General features: G+C 74.5%; 15 protein-coding genes. 10 read left to right on the top strand and 5 right to left on the bottom strand.

The window, feature by feature from the left end:
- Positions 1–26: 26 nt before the first annotated feature.
- The gene (locus ACGFI1_RS42800) at positions 27–722 is read right to left on the bottom strand and encodes a TetR/AcrR family transcriptional regulator (protein ID WP_392793390.1); all 696 of its coding nucleotides are present in this window, start codon (positions 720–722) and stop codon (positions 27–29) included.
- A gap of 88 nt (positions 723–810) precedes the next feature.
- On the opposite strand from ACGFI1_RS42800, the gene ACGFI1_RS42795 reads away from it, so the two are divergent.
- Entirely contained in the window at positions 811–1707 is an 897-nt protein-coding gene (locus ACGFI1_RS42795) for a TIGR03620 family F420-dependent LLM class oxidoreductase (protein WP_386875596.1), read from the top strand.
- A gap of 7 nt (positions 1708–1714) precedes the next feature.
- Here ACGFI1_RS42795 and ACGFI1_RS42790 read toward each other — a convergent pair whose 3' ends face one another.
- Together ACGFI1_RS42790 and ACGFI1_RS42785 are read right to left on the bottom strand one after the other, a co-directional pair.
- The gene (locus ACGFI1_RS42790) at positions 1715–2371 is read right to left on the bottom strand and encodes a response regulator (RefSeq protein ID WP_392793388.1); all 657 of its coding nucleotides are present in this window, start codon (positions 2369–2371) and stop codon (positions 1715–1717) included.
- Between the two features lie 8 nt (positions 2372–2379).
- Entirely contained in the window at positions 2380–3513 is a 1134-nt protein-coding gene (locus ACGFI1_RS42785) for a sensor histidine kinase (protein ID WP_392793386.1), read from the bottom strand.
- A gap of 157 nt (positions 3514–3670) precedes the next feature.
- Here ACGFI1_RS42785 and ACGFI1_RS42780 point away from each other — a divergent pair, with 157 nt between their 5' ends.
- Genes ACGFI1_RS42780 through ACGFI1_RS42770 form a run of 3 tightly spaced genes read left to right on the top strand, consistent with a single transcriptional unit; the run spans position 3671 to position 6137 of the window.
- Positions 3671–4576: an ATP-binding cassette domain-containing protein gene (locus ACGFI1_RS42780; RefSeq protein ID WP_392793385.1), complete on the top strand. Its 906-nt coding sequence runs from the start codon at positions 3671–3673 to the stop codon at positions 4574–4576.
- Positions 4573–5358 (top strand): ABC transporter permease, encoded by a 786-nt coding sequence (locus ACGFI1_RS42775; RefSeq protein WP_392793384.1) that lies wholly within the window; start codon positions 4573–4575, stop codon positions 5356–5358. Before ACGFI1_RS42780 ends, ACGFI1_RS42775 begins: the two co-directional genes overlap by 4 nt.
- Entirely contained in the window at positions 5358–6137 is a 780-nt protein-coding gene (locus tag ACGFI1_RS42770; RefSeq protein WP_386875752.1) for an ABC transporter permease, read from the top strand. The genes ACGFI1_RS42775 and ACGFI1_RS42770 overlap by 1 nt, the downstream gene beginning before the upstream one ends.
- Positions 6138–6246: 109 nt before the next feature.
- On the opposite strand, the gene ACGFI1_RS42765 is transcribed toward ACGFI1_RS42770, so the two are convergent.
- Positions 6247–6561 carry a hypothetical protein gene (locus ACGFI1_RS42765; protein ID WP_387075906.1) on the bottom strand — a complete coding sequence of 105 codons (315 nt, stop codon included), beginning with the start codon at positions 6559–6561 and terminating at the stop codon, positions 6247–6249.
- A 579-nt stretch (positions 6562–7140) separates the two neighbouring features.
- On the opposite strand from ACGFI1_RS42765, the gene ACGFI1_RS42760 reads away from it, so the two are divergent.
- Entirely contained in the window at positions 7141–8007 is an 867-nt protein-coding gene (locus ACGFI1_RS42760; protein ID WP_392793429.1) for a helix-turn-helix domain-containing protein, read from the top strand.
- 22 nt (positions 8008–8029) lie between these two features.
- On the opposite strand, the gene paaI is transcribed toward ACGFI1_RS42760, so the two are convergent.
- On the bottom strand, positions 8030–8470 hold the full coding sequence (gene paaI / locus ACGFI1_RS42755) for a hydroxyphenylacetyl-CoA thioesterase PaaI (protein WP_392793382.1): 441 nt from the start codon (positions 8468–8470) through the stop codon (positions 8030–8032).
- A gap of 142 nt (positions 8471–8612) precedes the next feature.
- Here paaI and ACGFI1_RS42750 point away from each other — a divergent pair, with 142 nt between their 5' ends.
- The 5 genes from ACGFI1_RS42750 (at position 8613) to ACGFI1_RS42730 (ending at position 12331) form a co-directional block, all read left to right on the top strand.
- Positions 8613–9014 (top strand): nitroreductase family deazaflavin-dependent oxidoreductase, encoded by a 402-nt coding sequence (locus ACGFI1_RS42750; RefSeq protein ID WP_301176921.1) that lies wholly within the window; start codon positions 8613–8615, stop codon positions 9012–9014.
- A gap of 128 nt (positions 9015–9142) precedes the next feature.
- Complete coding sequence (locus ACGFI1_RS42745) at positions 9143–10222, top strand: phosphotransferase enzyme family protein (protein ID WP_392793380.1); 1080 nt, start codon at positions 9143–9145, stop codon at positions 10220–10222.
- Between the two features lie 141 nt (positions 10223–10363).
- On the top strand, positions 10364–11230 hold the full coding sequence (locus ACGFI1_RS42740; RefSeq protein WP_392744287.1) for an NAD(P)-dependent oxidoreductase: 867 nt from the start codon (positions 10364–10366) through the stop codon (positions 11228–11230).
- An 80-nt stretch (positions 11231–11310) separates the two neighbouring features.
- Positions 11311–11700: a VOC family protein gene (locus ACGFI1_RS42735; protein ID WP_387075917.1), complete on the top strand. Its 390-nt coding sequence runs from the start codon at positions 11311–11313 to the stop codon at positions 11698–11700.
- 13 nt (positions 11701–11713) lie between these two features.
- Positions 11714–12331 carry a class I SAM-dependent methyltransferase gene (locus tag ACGFI1_RS42730; RefSeq protein ID WP_386875615.1) on the top strand — a complete coding sequence of 206 codons (618 nt, stop codon included), beginning with the start codon at positions 11714–11716 and terminating at the stop codon, positions 12329–12331.
- Positions 12332–12361: the final 30 nt, after the last annotated feature.

Here is a 12361-nt window from a genome sequence, read left to right as displayed (position 1 = left end):
CAGGGTGCCCGAGGGGGCGGCGGGGCTCAACCGGTTTTCGGGGCGGTTCGCTTGCGCCGGTGGGCCTTCTGGCGGCATGCGGCGCTGCAGAAGCGGGCGGGGCGGCCCGTCTGCGCCGGTGTGAGGGGGGCCGCGCAGAGTTCGCAGCGGGCGACGTTAGTTTCGTTTCGTTTCGTTGCTTCGGGGCGGAGTCCGTCGTACGCGAGGGATGCCAGGCGGCCGTTGCCTCCGTGCCTGCGCTCCATGTACATCGCGGCCGTCATTAGGGCGCGCACGTCTTGGACGTCGACGTCTGCGCGCACCGCTCCAGCGGCCTGAGCTCGCTCAAGCAGGACGTCGAGGGCCGCAGTGAACTGCGCGTCCGCGCCGCATACGTCGAAGCTGCCTATGTCGGCCGCCAACGCCTCGCTCAGCGCGTGGTTGAACATGGCCCGCTGGACGACTTCCGTAACGAAACCATAGAAGGCCGCGCCCGGGTCCGGCGCGTCCCCGAGCGCTTTCGCCTCGGCGACGATCTGTTCGACGCGGTCGGTGACCACGGCCGCGAACAGCGCCTCCTTGGTGGGGAAGTTGCGGTAGACCGTGCCGGCTCCCACGCCCGCGCGGCAGGCGATGTCGTCGAGTGGGACGAGGTGGCCCTCGGCGGCGAACGCCTCGGACGCGGCCCGCAGGATGCGCTCGCGGTTCCGGCGGGCGTCGGCGCGCTTGGGCGGGGTGCTCACGCCGTCCTCCTTCGGCTGCGTTGACAAGCGGGGCGGTCGTTCCGGTACCGTCCTAAGCGGGTTGTACGTTCCGATTATAGGAGGACCGATGACTGCGGTACGGCTGATGCGGGAGCGGCTGGGCAGGGTCGGCGTGGGGCTGATGACGCCGATCGCCCCCGCAGACGAATGGCGGCGGGCGGCCCGGCGCGTCGAGGACGCGGGCTACGGGTCGCTCTGGACGAACGAGGCCATCGGGGGCCGCGAGGTCTTCACGCAGCTCAGCGTGCTGCTCGGGGCGACGGAGCGGATCGTCCTCGGGTCGGGGGTCGCGAATCTATGGGCGCGGCATCCCGCCGCCATGCAGGGTGCGGCGTCGGTCCTCGCGGACGCCCATCCGGGACGGGTCGCGCTCGGCGTGGGCGTCAGCATTCCCGCGTTCGTCGAGCAGAGCGGGCAGAAGTGGACGAGCCCGCTGGCGCGGATGCGAGAGTACCTCGACGGGATGGACGCGGCGGTCGCCGCGGCGCCGGTGCCCGAGGTGCCGTTCCCCCGGCTGCTGGCGGCGCTGGGCCCGAAGATGCAGGGTCTCGCGCGCGACCGCGCGGACGGGGCGCTGCCAGCGGCGATGCCCGTCGAGCACACCAGGGCGGCCAGGGAGCGGCTGGGCCCGGACAAGCTCCTGGTCGTCACGCTGACCACGATCCTGGAAGCGGATCCCGGGAAGGCGCGCGCCGTCGCCCGGCAGATGCCGCTGCTCAGCCTTCCCGGCTCGCCCTACGCACGCGTGCTGCGGGAGCTGGGCTACCCGGACGAGGCACTGGCCGGCGGTGGTTCGGACGAGGTCGTCGACGCGTGCTTCGCCTGGGGTGATGAGGCCGCGATCGGCAAGCGGGTCCAGGACCATCTGGACGCCGGAGCCGACCATGTGGTCATCGCGGCCCTCGCTCCGGATCCGGCGGCGGCCGCCGACCTGTACGAGCGGCTCGCCCCCGCGCTGGTCTGATCGCCGGCTAGCCGGGCTGGACAAGGCGGGTCTCGTAGGCGGCGATCACCAGCTGCGCGCGGTCGCGGGCCTGCAGTTTGGAGAGCAGGTGGCCGATGTGGGTCTTCACCGTCGCGGGGCTGAGGTGCAGGTGCTCGGCCAGCTCGGCGTTGGACAGGCCGCGGGCGATGAGCGTGAGGACCTCGCGTTCCCGGTCGGTCAGCGCGTCCAGGGCGGCGGGCGGCGGCTGGACGGGCGCGGGCCGGCGGACGAACTCGGCGATCAGGCGGCGGGTCACGGTGGGGGCGAGCAGCGCCTCGCCTGCCGCGACGGCCCGGACGGCGGACAGCAGGTCGGCGGGCGGGGTGTCCTTCAGCAGGAAGCCGCTCGCCCCGGCCTTGAGCGCCGCGTACACGTAGGCGTCCAGGTCGAAGGTCGTGAGGATCAGCACGCGCACGTCCGTGAGGTCGGCGCAGATCCGCCGGGTCGCCTCGATGCCGTCCATCTCCGGCATGCGGACGTCCATGAGGACGACGTCGGGGCGCTCCCGCGCGGCCAGTTCGACGGCCTCGGCGCCGGTGCCGGCCTCGCCGACGGCGCGGAGGCCGGGCGCGGTGTCGATGAGGACGCGGAAGCTGCCGCGCACCAGGGCCTGGTCGTCGGCGACGAGGACGCGCAGTTCCAACGGTCTTCCTAGGGCTCGTACGGGAGGTCGGCGGACACGGCGAAGCCGCCGCCCCGCCGGGGTCCGGCGGTGAAGTCGCCGCCGTACATCATGACGCGTTCGCGCATGCCGATGAGCCCGTGGCCCCCGTCGCCGCCGGGCAGGACGCGGGCGCCGGGCCCGTCGTCGGTGACGTCGATGCGCACGCGCTCCCCGTCGGCCCGGACGCTGACGCGGCACCGGGCGGGCGCGGCGTGCTTGACGACGTTCGTGACCGCCTCCTGGACGATGCGGTAGGCGGAGAGCGCGACGCCTTCGGGGAGGGTGGGGGCGTCCACGTCGAGGTCGACGTGGACGCCGGCCATCGCGGCGCGCTCCGCGAGGGCGGTGAGGTCGGCGAGGCCGGGGGCCGGGCCGAGGTCGGCGTCGGTGCGCAGGACGCCGAGGAGGTGGCGCATCTCCGCGAGGGAGCTGCGGCTGGTGGTCTCGATGACGCGGAGGGCGTCGAGGCCCTCCTCGGGGCGGGCCTCCGCGACGTGGAGGGCCACCCCGGCCTTCACGGCGATCAGGCTCATGCTGTGCGCGACGACGTCGTGGAGTTCGCGGGCGATGCGGAGCCGCTCGTCGGCGACGGCCTGGTCGACGAGGCGGCGGGCGGAGCGGTCGGCCTCGGCGCGGCGCTCCCGGACGACGCGGCCGAGCGTCCAGGACGCGCCGAGGACGGCGAGCCCGAGCACGGCCTCCCCGGCCTTCTCGGCGTGCCAGTCAGCGGGGCCGACGATGGCGCCGGCGAAGATCACGACGGCGCTGCCGACGCCGATCAGCGGGGTGGGGATCCAGCGGCGGCGGCGCCGGGCCAGCGCGACCGGGTAGAGGGCGAACGCGGCGGCGGCGTAGGAGTCGAACGGCAGCCCGAGCAGGAGCGCGGCGGTGGACGCGGCCAGGACGGCGGCGAAGACGGGGACCGGCCACAGCCGCCGCACCGCGAGGGGCAGGCCCGACGCGGCGGCGACCGCGACGGCGGCGACCGCGGAGGTCTCCGGGGCGGCGGACAGCGTCAGCATCAGGAGGGTGTAGACGACCGCGGCCCCGGCGTCCAGCCAGATGAGGGCGCGCCGGCCGAACCGCATGAAGAACGGCGAGCGCAGTTCGGATTCGTCCACGTCACGACGGTAGCGGGCGGGGCGGGGCGTCGCCTCCGACCGCCGGCCGTCATACCGGGGTCGGAGGTGGGGCCCGGTGCTCGGCGCACGGTCGGACGGGCGGGTCCCGCCCGCGCTCCGATGCGCGGCGGGCACGTGCGGCGGGAGCGTTGACCGCATGATCGAGGTACGCGAGCTGACGAAGCGGTACGGCGGGACGACCGCGGTGGACCGCCTCTCCTTCGTGGTGCGGCCGGGGACGGTGACCGGCTTCCTCGGCCCGAATGGCGCCGGGAAGTCGACGACGATGCGCGTCCTGCTGGGGCTGGACAGGGCGGAGTCGGGCGAGGCGCTGGTGAACGGGGGCCGGTACGCGGCGCTGCGGCGGCCGATGCGGGAGGTGGGCGCGCTGCTGGACGCGGGCGCCGTGCACGGCGGGCGCCGCGCGTTCGACCACCTCGGGTGGCTGGCGCGCAGCAACGGGATCGGGACGCGCCGGGTCGCGGAGGTGCTGGAGCAGGTGGGCCTGGCCGGGGTGGCGCGCCGGCGGGTCGGCGGGTTCTCGCTCGGCATGCGGCAGCGGCTCGGCATCGCGGCGGCGCTGCTCGGCGACCCGGGCGTGCTGATGTTCGACGAGCCGGTGAACGGCCTGGACCCGGACGGCGTCCGCTGGATCCGCGAGCTGATGCGGTCGCTGGCCGCCGAGGGGCGGACGGTGCTGGTCTCCAGCCATCTGATGAGCGAGATGGAGCTGACGGCCGACCGGCTGGTCGTCATCGGGCGGGGCCGGCTGATCGCGGACACGTCGGTGCGGGAGCTGGCCGACCGGTTCCGGCGCGGCGTCCTGGTCCGCTCACCGCGTCCCGCCGAACTGTCCGCCGTGCTGGCGCGCGCCGGGGGCGGTGTCGAGTCCGCGCCGGACGGGGCCCTCACCGTGACGGGGCTGGACGTCGCCGCGATCGGTGACACGGCGGCGGCGAACGGGATCCCGCTGTACGAGGTGACGCCGCGCAACGCGTCCCTGGAGGAGGCGTACATGCGGCTGACCGCCGACAGCACCGAGTTCGGGGCGGTGGCGCGATGACCGGGCCGGCCGACGCGATCGCCGCGGAGTGGTACAAGCTGCGGACCGTCCGTTCGACGGCCGCCGTCCTCGGCACGATCGTCGCGTTCACGCTGCTGTGCGTCCTGTGGTCGTGGTACGTGGCCCAGTACTGGGACGGGCTGTCGGCGGAGCGCCGGGCGACCGCGAAGGCGGCGCCGGCGGAGCAGCCGCTCGCGCTCGCGCTGCCGGTGTGCGCGGTGGTGCTGGGGGCGCTGACGCTGACGTCGGAGTACTCGTCGGGGATGATCCGAACGACGCTGGCCGCGATGCCGCGCCGGCTCGCGCCGTTCCTGGCGAAGGCGGGCGTCGCGGCGGCCCTCATGGCGGTCGCGGCCTGGGCGGCGCTGGCCGCCGGGACCGTCGCGGGCGATGTCATCGTCGGCGACCGGGCCGTGCCCACGTTCCAGGGGCCGGCGGCCGATGTCGGGGCGCACCTGCTGTGGGTCGGGCTGGAGACGGCGGCGATCACCCTCGTCGCGTTCGGGCTGGGCGCGGTGCTGCGCTCGACCGCCGCGACGATCACGGGCGGCATGGCGGTGCTGTTCGTGCTGCCCCCGCTGGTCCGGCTGCTGCCGTCCCCGTGGGACGAGCGGATCTGGTCGGCGCTGCCGGGCGGGCTGGCGAACCAGATCGCGGGGGCGCCGGGCTCGTCCGGTGACCCCGGGGCCCTGTCGTCGCCGGCGGCGGTGGGGCTGCTGGCGGCCTATGTCGTCGTCGCGCTGGGGGCCGGCGCGTACGCGTTCGTACGGAGGGACGCGTGATGGTGGACGCCCTCGCGGCCGAGTGGTGGAAGCTCCGCTCGGTCCGCTCGACCTATGTGGTGCTGTCGGTGACGGCCGCGTTCACCGGGCTCGTCGTGCTGCTGGCGTTCCAGATGGCGCACGTCTGGGACGGGCTGGAGGCCGACCGCCGCGACGACCTGCTGCTGCGTCCGCTGCAGGAGATCGCGAGCTGGGTGGCGTCGCTGTGCCTCGCCGTGCTCGGCGTGCTGTCCGTCGCGTCCGAGTACCGGACGGGCATGATCCGCACGAGCATCGCCGCCGTCCCCAGGCGCGGGACGCTGCTGGCGGCGAAGGCGGCGGTGGTCGGGGCGGTCGCCGCCGTCGCCGGGCAGGCGGTGGCGGTCGGCGCGTTCCTCGGCACGCGGTTCGTGATCGGGGACCGGCCCTTCGCCGACCAGCAGGCGTCCATCGCGCACGACCTGCCGGGCATCGTCCTCGCCGGGACGGTGGTGCCGGTGTTCGCGCTGCTCGGCCTGGCGCTCGGCGTGCTGCTGCGCTCTGCGGCGGGATCGATCGTGGTGGTCGTCTTCGTGTGGCACATGCTGCCGCTGCTCGTCCAGCACCTGCCCGGTGCGTGGGGTGAGCGCGCCGCGTCGGTGATGCTCGGGGGCCTTCCCCGGCAGATCGCGGGGCTCAGCGCGGACAACTCCATCTACGGCGATCTGCTGTCGCCGGTGCAGGCGGCGGCCGTCTTGGTCGGGTACGCGCTCGTCCCGCTGGTTTTCGCGGCGTTCGTCCTGAACCGTCGCGACGCCTGAGCCGGGTCCGGACGCACGAACGGCGGCGCCCCGCGTCGGGGCTCCGCCGTTTCCCGCGTTCCGGCCGGCGTCCGCGCCTCGGCGGCCGGCCGGTCTCAGGCCCGGTCTGTCAGAACCGGCCCGCCTGGAGCGAGGTCGCCCGGACCGCCAGGCGCTCGCGGAGCATGTCGATGGCCTCGTCGATGCGGGGCGCGGCGGCCTGGGCGCGGACGCGCCGGCCGTTCAGGTCGACGACGGCCTGCGCCAGCGCCGGGCGCGGCAGCGACGGGTCGTTGACGACGCTCAGCGTGACCTGGACGGAGCTGACGCCGCGGGCGCCGGCGAGCGCCTTGCGGACGGCGCGCTCCGCCGCCGCGCGCTCGTGCGCCGAGACATCGCCCGAGGTCAGGAACCGGATCTCCGGTCGCTCACGGGTCGCGTTCATGTTTCCCCCAGATGGACGGTGGTGGCCGGCTGATCGGCGGTGGGGCGGGCACGATGGCCGCCTCACACTGATCAACGTCCGGCGGCCCCGAGATCTTGCCCGGACGGGACGAGAGCTTCGTCACGCGGCCGGGCACGGCCCGCGCCGCCCGCCCGAAGATTCACCAAAACACGTGACGTACGACATTCACGCGTCTCACGACGGATCTGGGAATGGACTGTCAGGATTAGCCGCGGGCAATGCCGAGAACGGCGGGTAATTGGTCCTCCAACGGCGGCGCGACCACCGGTGAAATGACCCGCGCGCCGACTGCGGCGGGATGCCGCTACCACGTTCCGCAGCCGGACCGCCACCGACAGCACTGGTCACCGGCCATCCCCACCTGCCCCGCAGCACGCCCGCCCCGCGACGCGCCCGGCAGCGGGCGCGTTTTCCATACCTCCCAAAAAGGCGTCCGCATCCTCTAACATAGGGCGGTGCCGTGCGGCCCACACGCAGACCCGTCGACTGGCTGGTGACCCCTTGTCCCAGGATTCAGCTGCCCCAACACCTCCGTCCGAAGGTGATCCGGCCGGACGGCTGATCGATTATCCCCGGCGCGGCGGGCCCACCGTCCTGCGCATTCTCCTCGGTGCGCAGCTGCGCCGGCTGCGCGAGGCCCGCGGCATCTCCACCGAGCAGGCGGGCTACGAGATCCGCGGCTCCCACTCCAAGATCAGCCGGATGGAGCTCGGCCGGGTCGGCTTCAAGGAGCGCGACGTCGCCGACCTGCTCACCCTCTACGGCGTCTCCGAGCCCACCGAGCGCGCGCCGCTGCTGGCGCTGGCCAAGGAGGCCAACAACCCCGGCTGGTGGCACCGCTACGGCGACATCCTGCCGAGCTGGTTCGAGGTGTACCTCGGCCTGGAGGAGGCGGCCTCGCTGCTGCGCACCTACGAGCTGCAGTTCGTCCCCGGGCTGCTGCAGACCGAGGACTACGCGCGCGCGGTCGTCCGGCTCGGCTACTCCGACGCCTCGGAGGAGGAGGTCGAGCGGCGCGTCCAGGTCCGCACGACGCGGCAGGAGCGGTTCACCTCCCCGGAGGCGCCGACGCTGTGGGCGGTGCTGGACGAGGCGGTCGTGCGCCGCCCGCTCGGCGGCCGCGACGTGATGCGGGCCCAGATCAGGCACCTGATCGAGGTGTCGGAGCTGGCCAACGTGACGCTGCAGATCGTGCCGTTCGGGGCGGGCGGGCACGCGGCGGCGGGCGGCCCGTTCACGATCCTGCGCTTCGCCGAGCCCGGCCTGTCCGACGTCGTCTACCTGGAGCAGCTCACCAGCGCGCTCTACCTGGACAAGCCGACCGACGTCGACACCTACATGCGCGCGATGAACAACCTGTGCATCACGGCGGCGCGGCCCGACGACACCGCCCGGTTCCTCGCCGGCATCCTGAAGGAACTCTGAGCCGGTCCGGGGAAGCCCCCGGTCAGAGGGCGTCGCCGCCGATGACGCGCGTGCCCCGGCTGCGGCTGCCGCCCCGGAACTCCGCGATGACGTCCCCGTCGGGGACGCGGCGCACGGTCACGTCGTAGATGCCGCTGCGGCCGAAGCGGACTCGCTCGGACGCCGACGCCTCCAAGACGTCTCCGGCGCGCGCGCTCGCCACGAACACCACGTCCGCCGACGCGGCGACCGTCACGGCGTCATGGGTGTTGCACGCGTAGGCGAACGCGGAGTCGGCGAGCAGGAACACGTAGCCGCCGTGCGCGATCCCGAAGCCGTTCACCATGGTCTCGGCGACCGCCATGCGCAGCCGCGCCCAGCCGGGCGCGACCTCCACGACCTCCATGGCGAGGTCCTGCGCGACCTTGTCCCGTGCGTACATCGTCTCGGCGCATCGCCGCGCCACCTCTGCCGCGTCGTCCACCGGCCCAGCGTAAGGGCCGCAGCGCTCGCCGGGGCGGCCGCGAGGCCACGGCTTGAGAGGCGCGCCCCTGGGAAGGTCATCGGGGGTCCGGGGGTTACACCGGTGGCCGCACCACGGCCGGAGTCACGAGGAGGAGCTAACCATGCTGTACGGCGAGGAACACGTCCGGCGCTACCAGGAGACCGACGGCGCGGAGGGGCACGACTGGCAGGGCACGACGACGCTGCTGCTCACCACGACGGGGCGCAAGACCGGCAAGGAGCGCACGACGCCGCTCATCTACCAGCCCGACGGCGACGCCTACCTCGTCGTCGCGTCCAAGGGCGGCGCGGACGAGCCGCCGCTCTGGTACCGCAACCTGCAGGCGGACCCGGAGGTGAAGGTGCAGGTGAAGGGCGACAGGTTCACGGCTCGGGCGCGCATCGCGACGCCGGAGGAGAAGCCGGCGATGTGGCGGAAGATGGCCGCGGTCTGGCCCGACTACGACGAGTACCAGAAGAAGACGAGCCGCGAGATCCCCGTGGTGGTGCTGGAGCGCGTCTGACCCGCCGGCCGCGGGTTCGCCGACGCGGCGCGCGCGGGTTCACTTTCGCGGCGCGGGCGGGGCGTGTAGCGTCGTCGTCGTAGAACATCCATTCGACCGCCGTCCGCCGACGCAGCCGAGGTGCCGAGGTGCCCACGTCGCAGAGCACTGAGACCCGACCGAGTGCCGACACCGATCCGGTGCAGCCGCGGCTGCTGCGGCGGTGGGACGTCGGCGCCGAGGCGGCGCTGAGCCCGCTGCCCGCCGGTCCCGGCCGCCGGTCCTGGCGTGTCGACGCCGCCGCGGGGGCGTTCTTCCTCCGCGAGTACACCGAGCCCGACCGCCGCCGCGTCCGCTTCCAGCACACCGTCACCGCCGCGCTGGACGCGGCGGGGCTGCCGGTGCTCGCGCCGCTGCCGGCGCGCGGCGGCCGGACGCTGGTCACCGCCGCCGGCCGCGGCTACGTCCTGTACCCGTGGGTCGGGGGCCGGGGGCGCGGCGGGCTGGAGCTGACGTTCGCGGGCTGCGAGGCGCTCGGCGCGCTGCTCGGCCGGCTGCACGCGGCGCTGGACGAGCTGACCGCGCCCGTCCAGCAGAGCATGCTGGTGCCGACGCCGCGCGCCGCCGACGCGGCCGCCGACGTCGCGCGGATGCTGGCGGACGTCCCCGGCGACGGCGACGGCACCGACTTCGACGCGCTGACCGCGCGCCGGCTGCGCGAGCGCCGCGACCTGCTCGCCGAGTTCGCCGGGCACCAGCCGCCCGACATCGAGGTGAGCACGGTCGGGCACCTGCACGGCTCGTTCCACGCCGGGCACCTGCGCTACGGCGGGTCGGGCAACGTGACGGCCGTCCTCGGCTGGGACGGGCTGACGACGGGCCCGGTCGCCGGCGAGGTCGTCCGCGCGGCGGCGCGGCTGTTCGCGTGCGAGGACGAGCGCGGTCTCGACCTCGACCGCGTGCAGGCGTTCGTGCGCGGGCACCGCTCGGCGTACCCGCTGGACGCCGGGCAGATCCAGGCCGCCGTGCACCGCGAGTGGTGGGAGCGGCTCTGCGACGTCGCGCCGCTGCGGCACCGCTACCTGGGCGAGAACGGCGCGGGCGGGCGCGGCGCGGCGGCACTGGTGGCGTGGTGGTCGGCGCAGCTCGACCGCACCCTCGACGCGTTCGCCGCGCCGTACACCGACGTGTACGCCGACGCGCCGGACGACGGCCACGCCTACGGCTGACCGGCCGCCGCTCTCCCGCCCCTCACTGGGTAGGGGCCTCCTTGACGCGCGCCGGTGCGCGACGATGCGCGAGGCGCGACCGTGTGCCAGGATGGCCACCGCACGATTATGAACTGGATAGTCCAAAACTGGGAGGGCGAGATGACGCAGATCGCGATGCTCGGCACGGGGATCATGGGCGCGGCGATGGCCCGGAACCTGCTCCGCAACGGCCACGGGGTCGCCGCCTGGAACCGGACGGCCGCGCGGGCCGAGCCGCTCGCCGCCGACGGCGCCACCGTGGCGGGCTCCCCCGCCGAGGCCGTGGCGGGCGCCGAGGTCGTCATCACCATGCTGAAGGACGGCGAGACCGCCCTGTCGGTGATGGCCGATGCCGCGCCCTCGCTGCGCCAGGGCCAGGTCTGGGCGCAGATGGGCACGGTCGGCCTCGGGTCGCTGGAGCGGCTCGCCGCGTTCGCCGCCGAGCAGGGCGTGACGTTCGTCGACGCGCCCGTCCAGGGCACGAAGCAGCCCGCCGAGCAGGGCAAGCTCATCGTGCTCGCCGCGGGCCCGCAGGACGCGCGCGGTGTCCTCGGCCCGGTGTTCGACGCGGTCGGCTCCCGCACGCTGTGGCTGGACGAGAGCGGCGCCGGCGGCGCGGGCACCCGGCTGAAGCTCGCCGCGGTCAGCTACGCCATCTCGCTGACCTCGGTCGTGGCCGAGTCCGTCGCGCTCACGAAGGGCCTCGGGCTGGACCCGGCGCTGCTCGGCGAGGTCCTCACCGGCGGCCCGCTCGACAGCGTCTACCTGCAGGCGAAGATGAAGGCCATGGTCGAGGGCGACTTCGAGCCGAGCTTCGCCGTCCGCAACGCGGAGACCAACACCCGGCTCATCCACGAGGCGGCTGAGGCGGCGAAGATCCGGGTGGACGTCAACGACGCCGCCGGGGAGCGGTTCCGGCGCGCCATCGAGCAGGGCCACGGCGACGAGGACATGGCGGCCACCTACCGCGCGAGCTTCCAAGCCTGATCCAGCCCGCTTCCAGCCGGGCTCCGCGCGGGCGCGTGGCGGTGCGCCGGGGCCGGGCGGCCGGAGGCGAGGATGGGGCCATGGACGTTCTGAGCAGCCGCATCCTGCTGCGCCCGCCCGACCCCGCGCGCACCCAGGCCTTCTACCGCGACGTGCTCGGCCTCGCCGTCTACCGGGAGTTCGGCCCGGCCGACTCCCCCGGCGTCGTGTTCTTCCTCGGCCCCGGGTTCCTGGAGGTGTCGGGGCACGGCGCGGGCGAGACCGGCTCGTCCCCGCTGATCTGGCTCCAGGTGCGGGACGTGCGCGCCGAGCACGAGCGGCTCGCCGCGGCCGGCGCGCGCGTCGTCCGGGAGCCGCGGGAGGAGCCGTGGGGCCTGGTCGAGATGTGGATCGAGGACCCCGACGGCGTCAAGATCGTTATCGTGGAGGTCCCGGCGGGGCATCCCCTGCGCCGCGACCCGCGCTCCTGACCCGGCGGTGACGATGACTCGCGACCACCCGAACCCCGACTACTGGAACCACAACGTCCACTACCACGGGCTCGTCCTGCGCAACGTGCCGCGCGGCTGCGGCGAGGCGCTGGACGTCGGCTGCGGGGACGGGCTGCTCGTGCGCCGCCTCGCGCCCCGCGCCGCCCGCGTCACCGGGCTGGACCGGTCGGCGGAGATGATCGCCAGGGCGCGGCGGCTGAGCGAGGGCGTCGGCAACGCGCGCTTCGTCGAGGCCGGGCTCCTGGAGCACGACCTGCCGGCCGGGCACTACGACTTCGTGTGCAGCGTCGCCGCGATCCACCACATGGACTTCGTGAAGGGCCTCGCGGCGATGCGCGACGCCGTCCGGCCGGGCGGGAGCCTGGTCGTCGTCGGCCTGGCGAACAACCGGGGAGCGCGCGACTGGACGGTCTCGGCGCTCGGCCTCCCGGCGCACCACGCGCTGCGGCTGCGCAACCGGCGGCGTGCGGGCGATCCGGGCGCACCGGTCCTCGACCCGGAGATGACCTGGGGCGAGGTGCGGGAGGAGGCACTGCGGCTGCTGCCCGACGCCGTGTTCCGGCGGCACCTGCTGTGGCGGTACTCGATCGTGTGGCGCAGGCCGCGCTGACCCGCACCGCCGCTGGAAACTGGAAAACAC

This window comes from Actinomadura geliboluensis, from assembly GCF_043197915.1.
Taxonomy (GTDB): Bacteria; Actinomycetota; Actinomycetes; order Streptosporangiales; family Streptosporangiaceae; genus Spirillospora; species Spirillospora geliboluensis.
This window is presented reverse-complemented; position numbering and strand designations above follow the sequence as displayed.

Coding starts and splice junctions, on each gene's coding strand:
- ACGFI1_RS42765 (WP_387075906.1), bottom strand. CDS start 6,561: ATGAACGCGACCCGTGAGCGACCGGAGATCCGGTTCCTGACCTCGGGC.
- ACGFI1_RS42730 (WP_386875615.1), top strand. CDS start 11,714: ATGACTCGCGACCACCCGAACCCCGACTACTGGAACCACAACGTCCAC.
- ACGFI1_RS42795 (WP_386875596.1), top strand. CDS start 811: ATGACTGCGGTACGGCTGATGCGGGAGCGGCTGGGCAGGGTCGGCGTG.
- ACGFI1_RS42750 (WP_301176921.1), top strand. CDS start 8,613: ATGCTGTACGGCGAGGAACACGTCCGGCGCTACCAGGAGACCGACGGC.
- ACGFI1_RS42740 (WP_392744287.1), top strand. CDS start 10,364: ATGACGCAGATCGCGATGCTCGGCACGGGGATCATGGGCGCGGCGATG.
- ACGFI1_RS42780 (WP_392793385.1), top strand. CDS start 3,671: ATGATCGAGGTACGCGAGCTGACGAAGCGGTACGGCGGGACGACCGCG.
- ACGFI1_RS42775 (WP_392793384.1), top strand. CDS start 4,573: ATGACCGGGCCGGCCGACGCGATCGCCGCGGAGTGGTACAAGCTGCGG.
- ACGFI1_RS42770 (WP_386875752.1), top strand. CDS start 5,358: ATGGTGGACGCCCTCGCGGCCGAGTGGTGGAAGCTCCGCTCGGTCCGC.
- ACGFI1_RS42735 (WP_387075917.1), top strand. CDS start 11,311: ATGGACGTTCTGAGCAGCCGCATCCTGCTGCGCCCGCCCGACCCCGCG.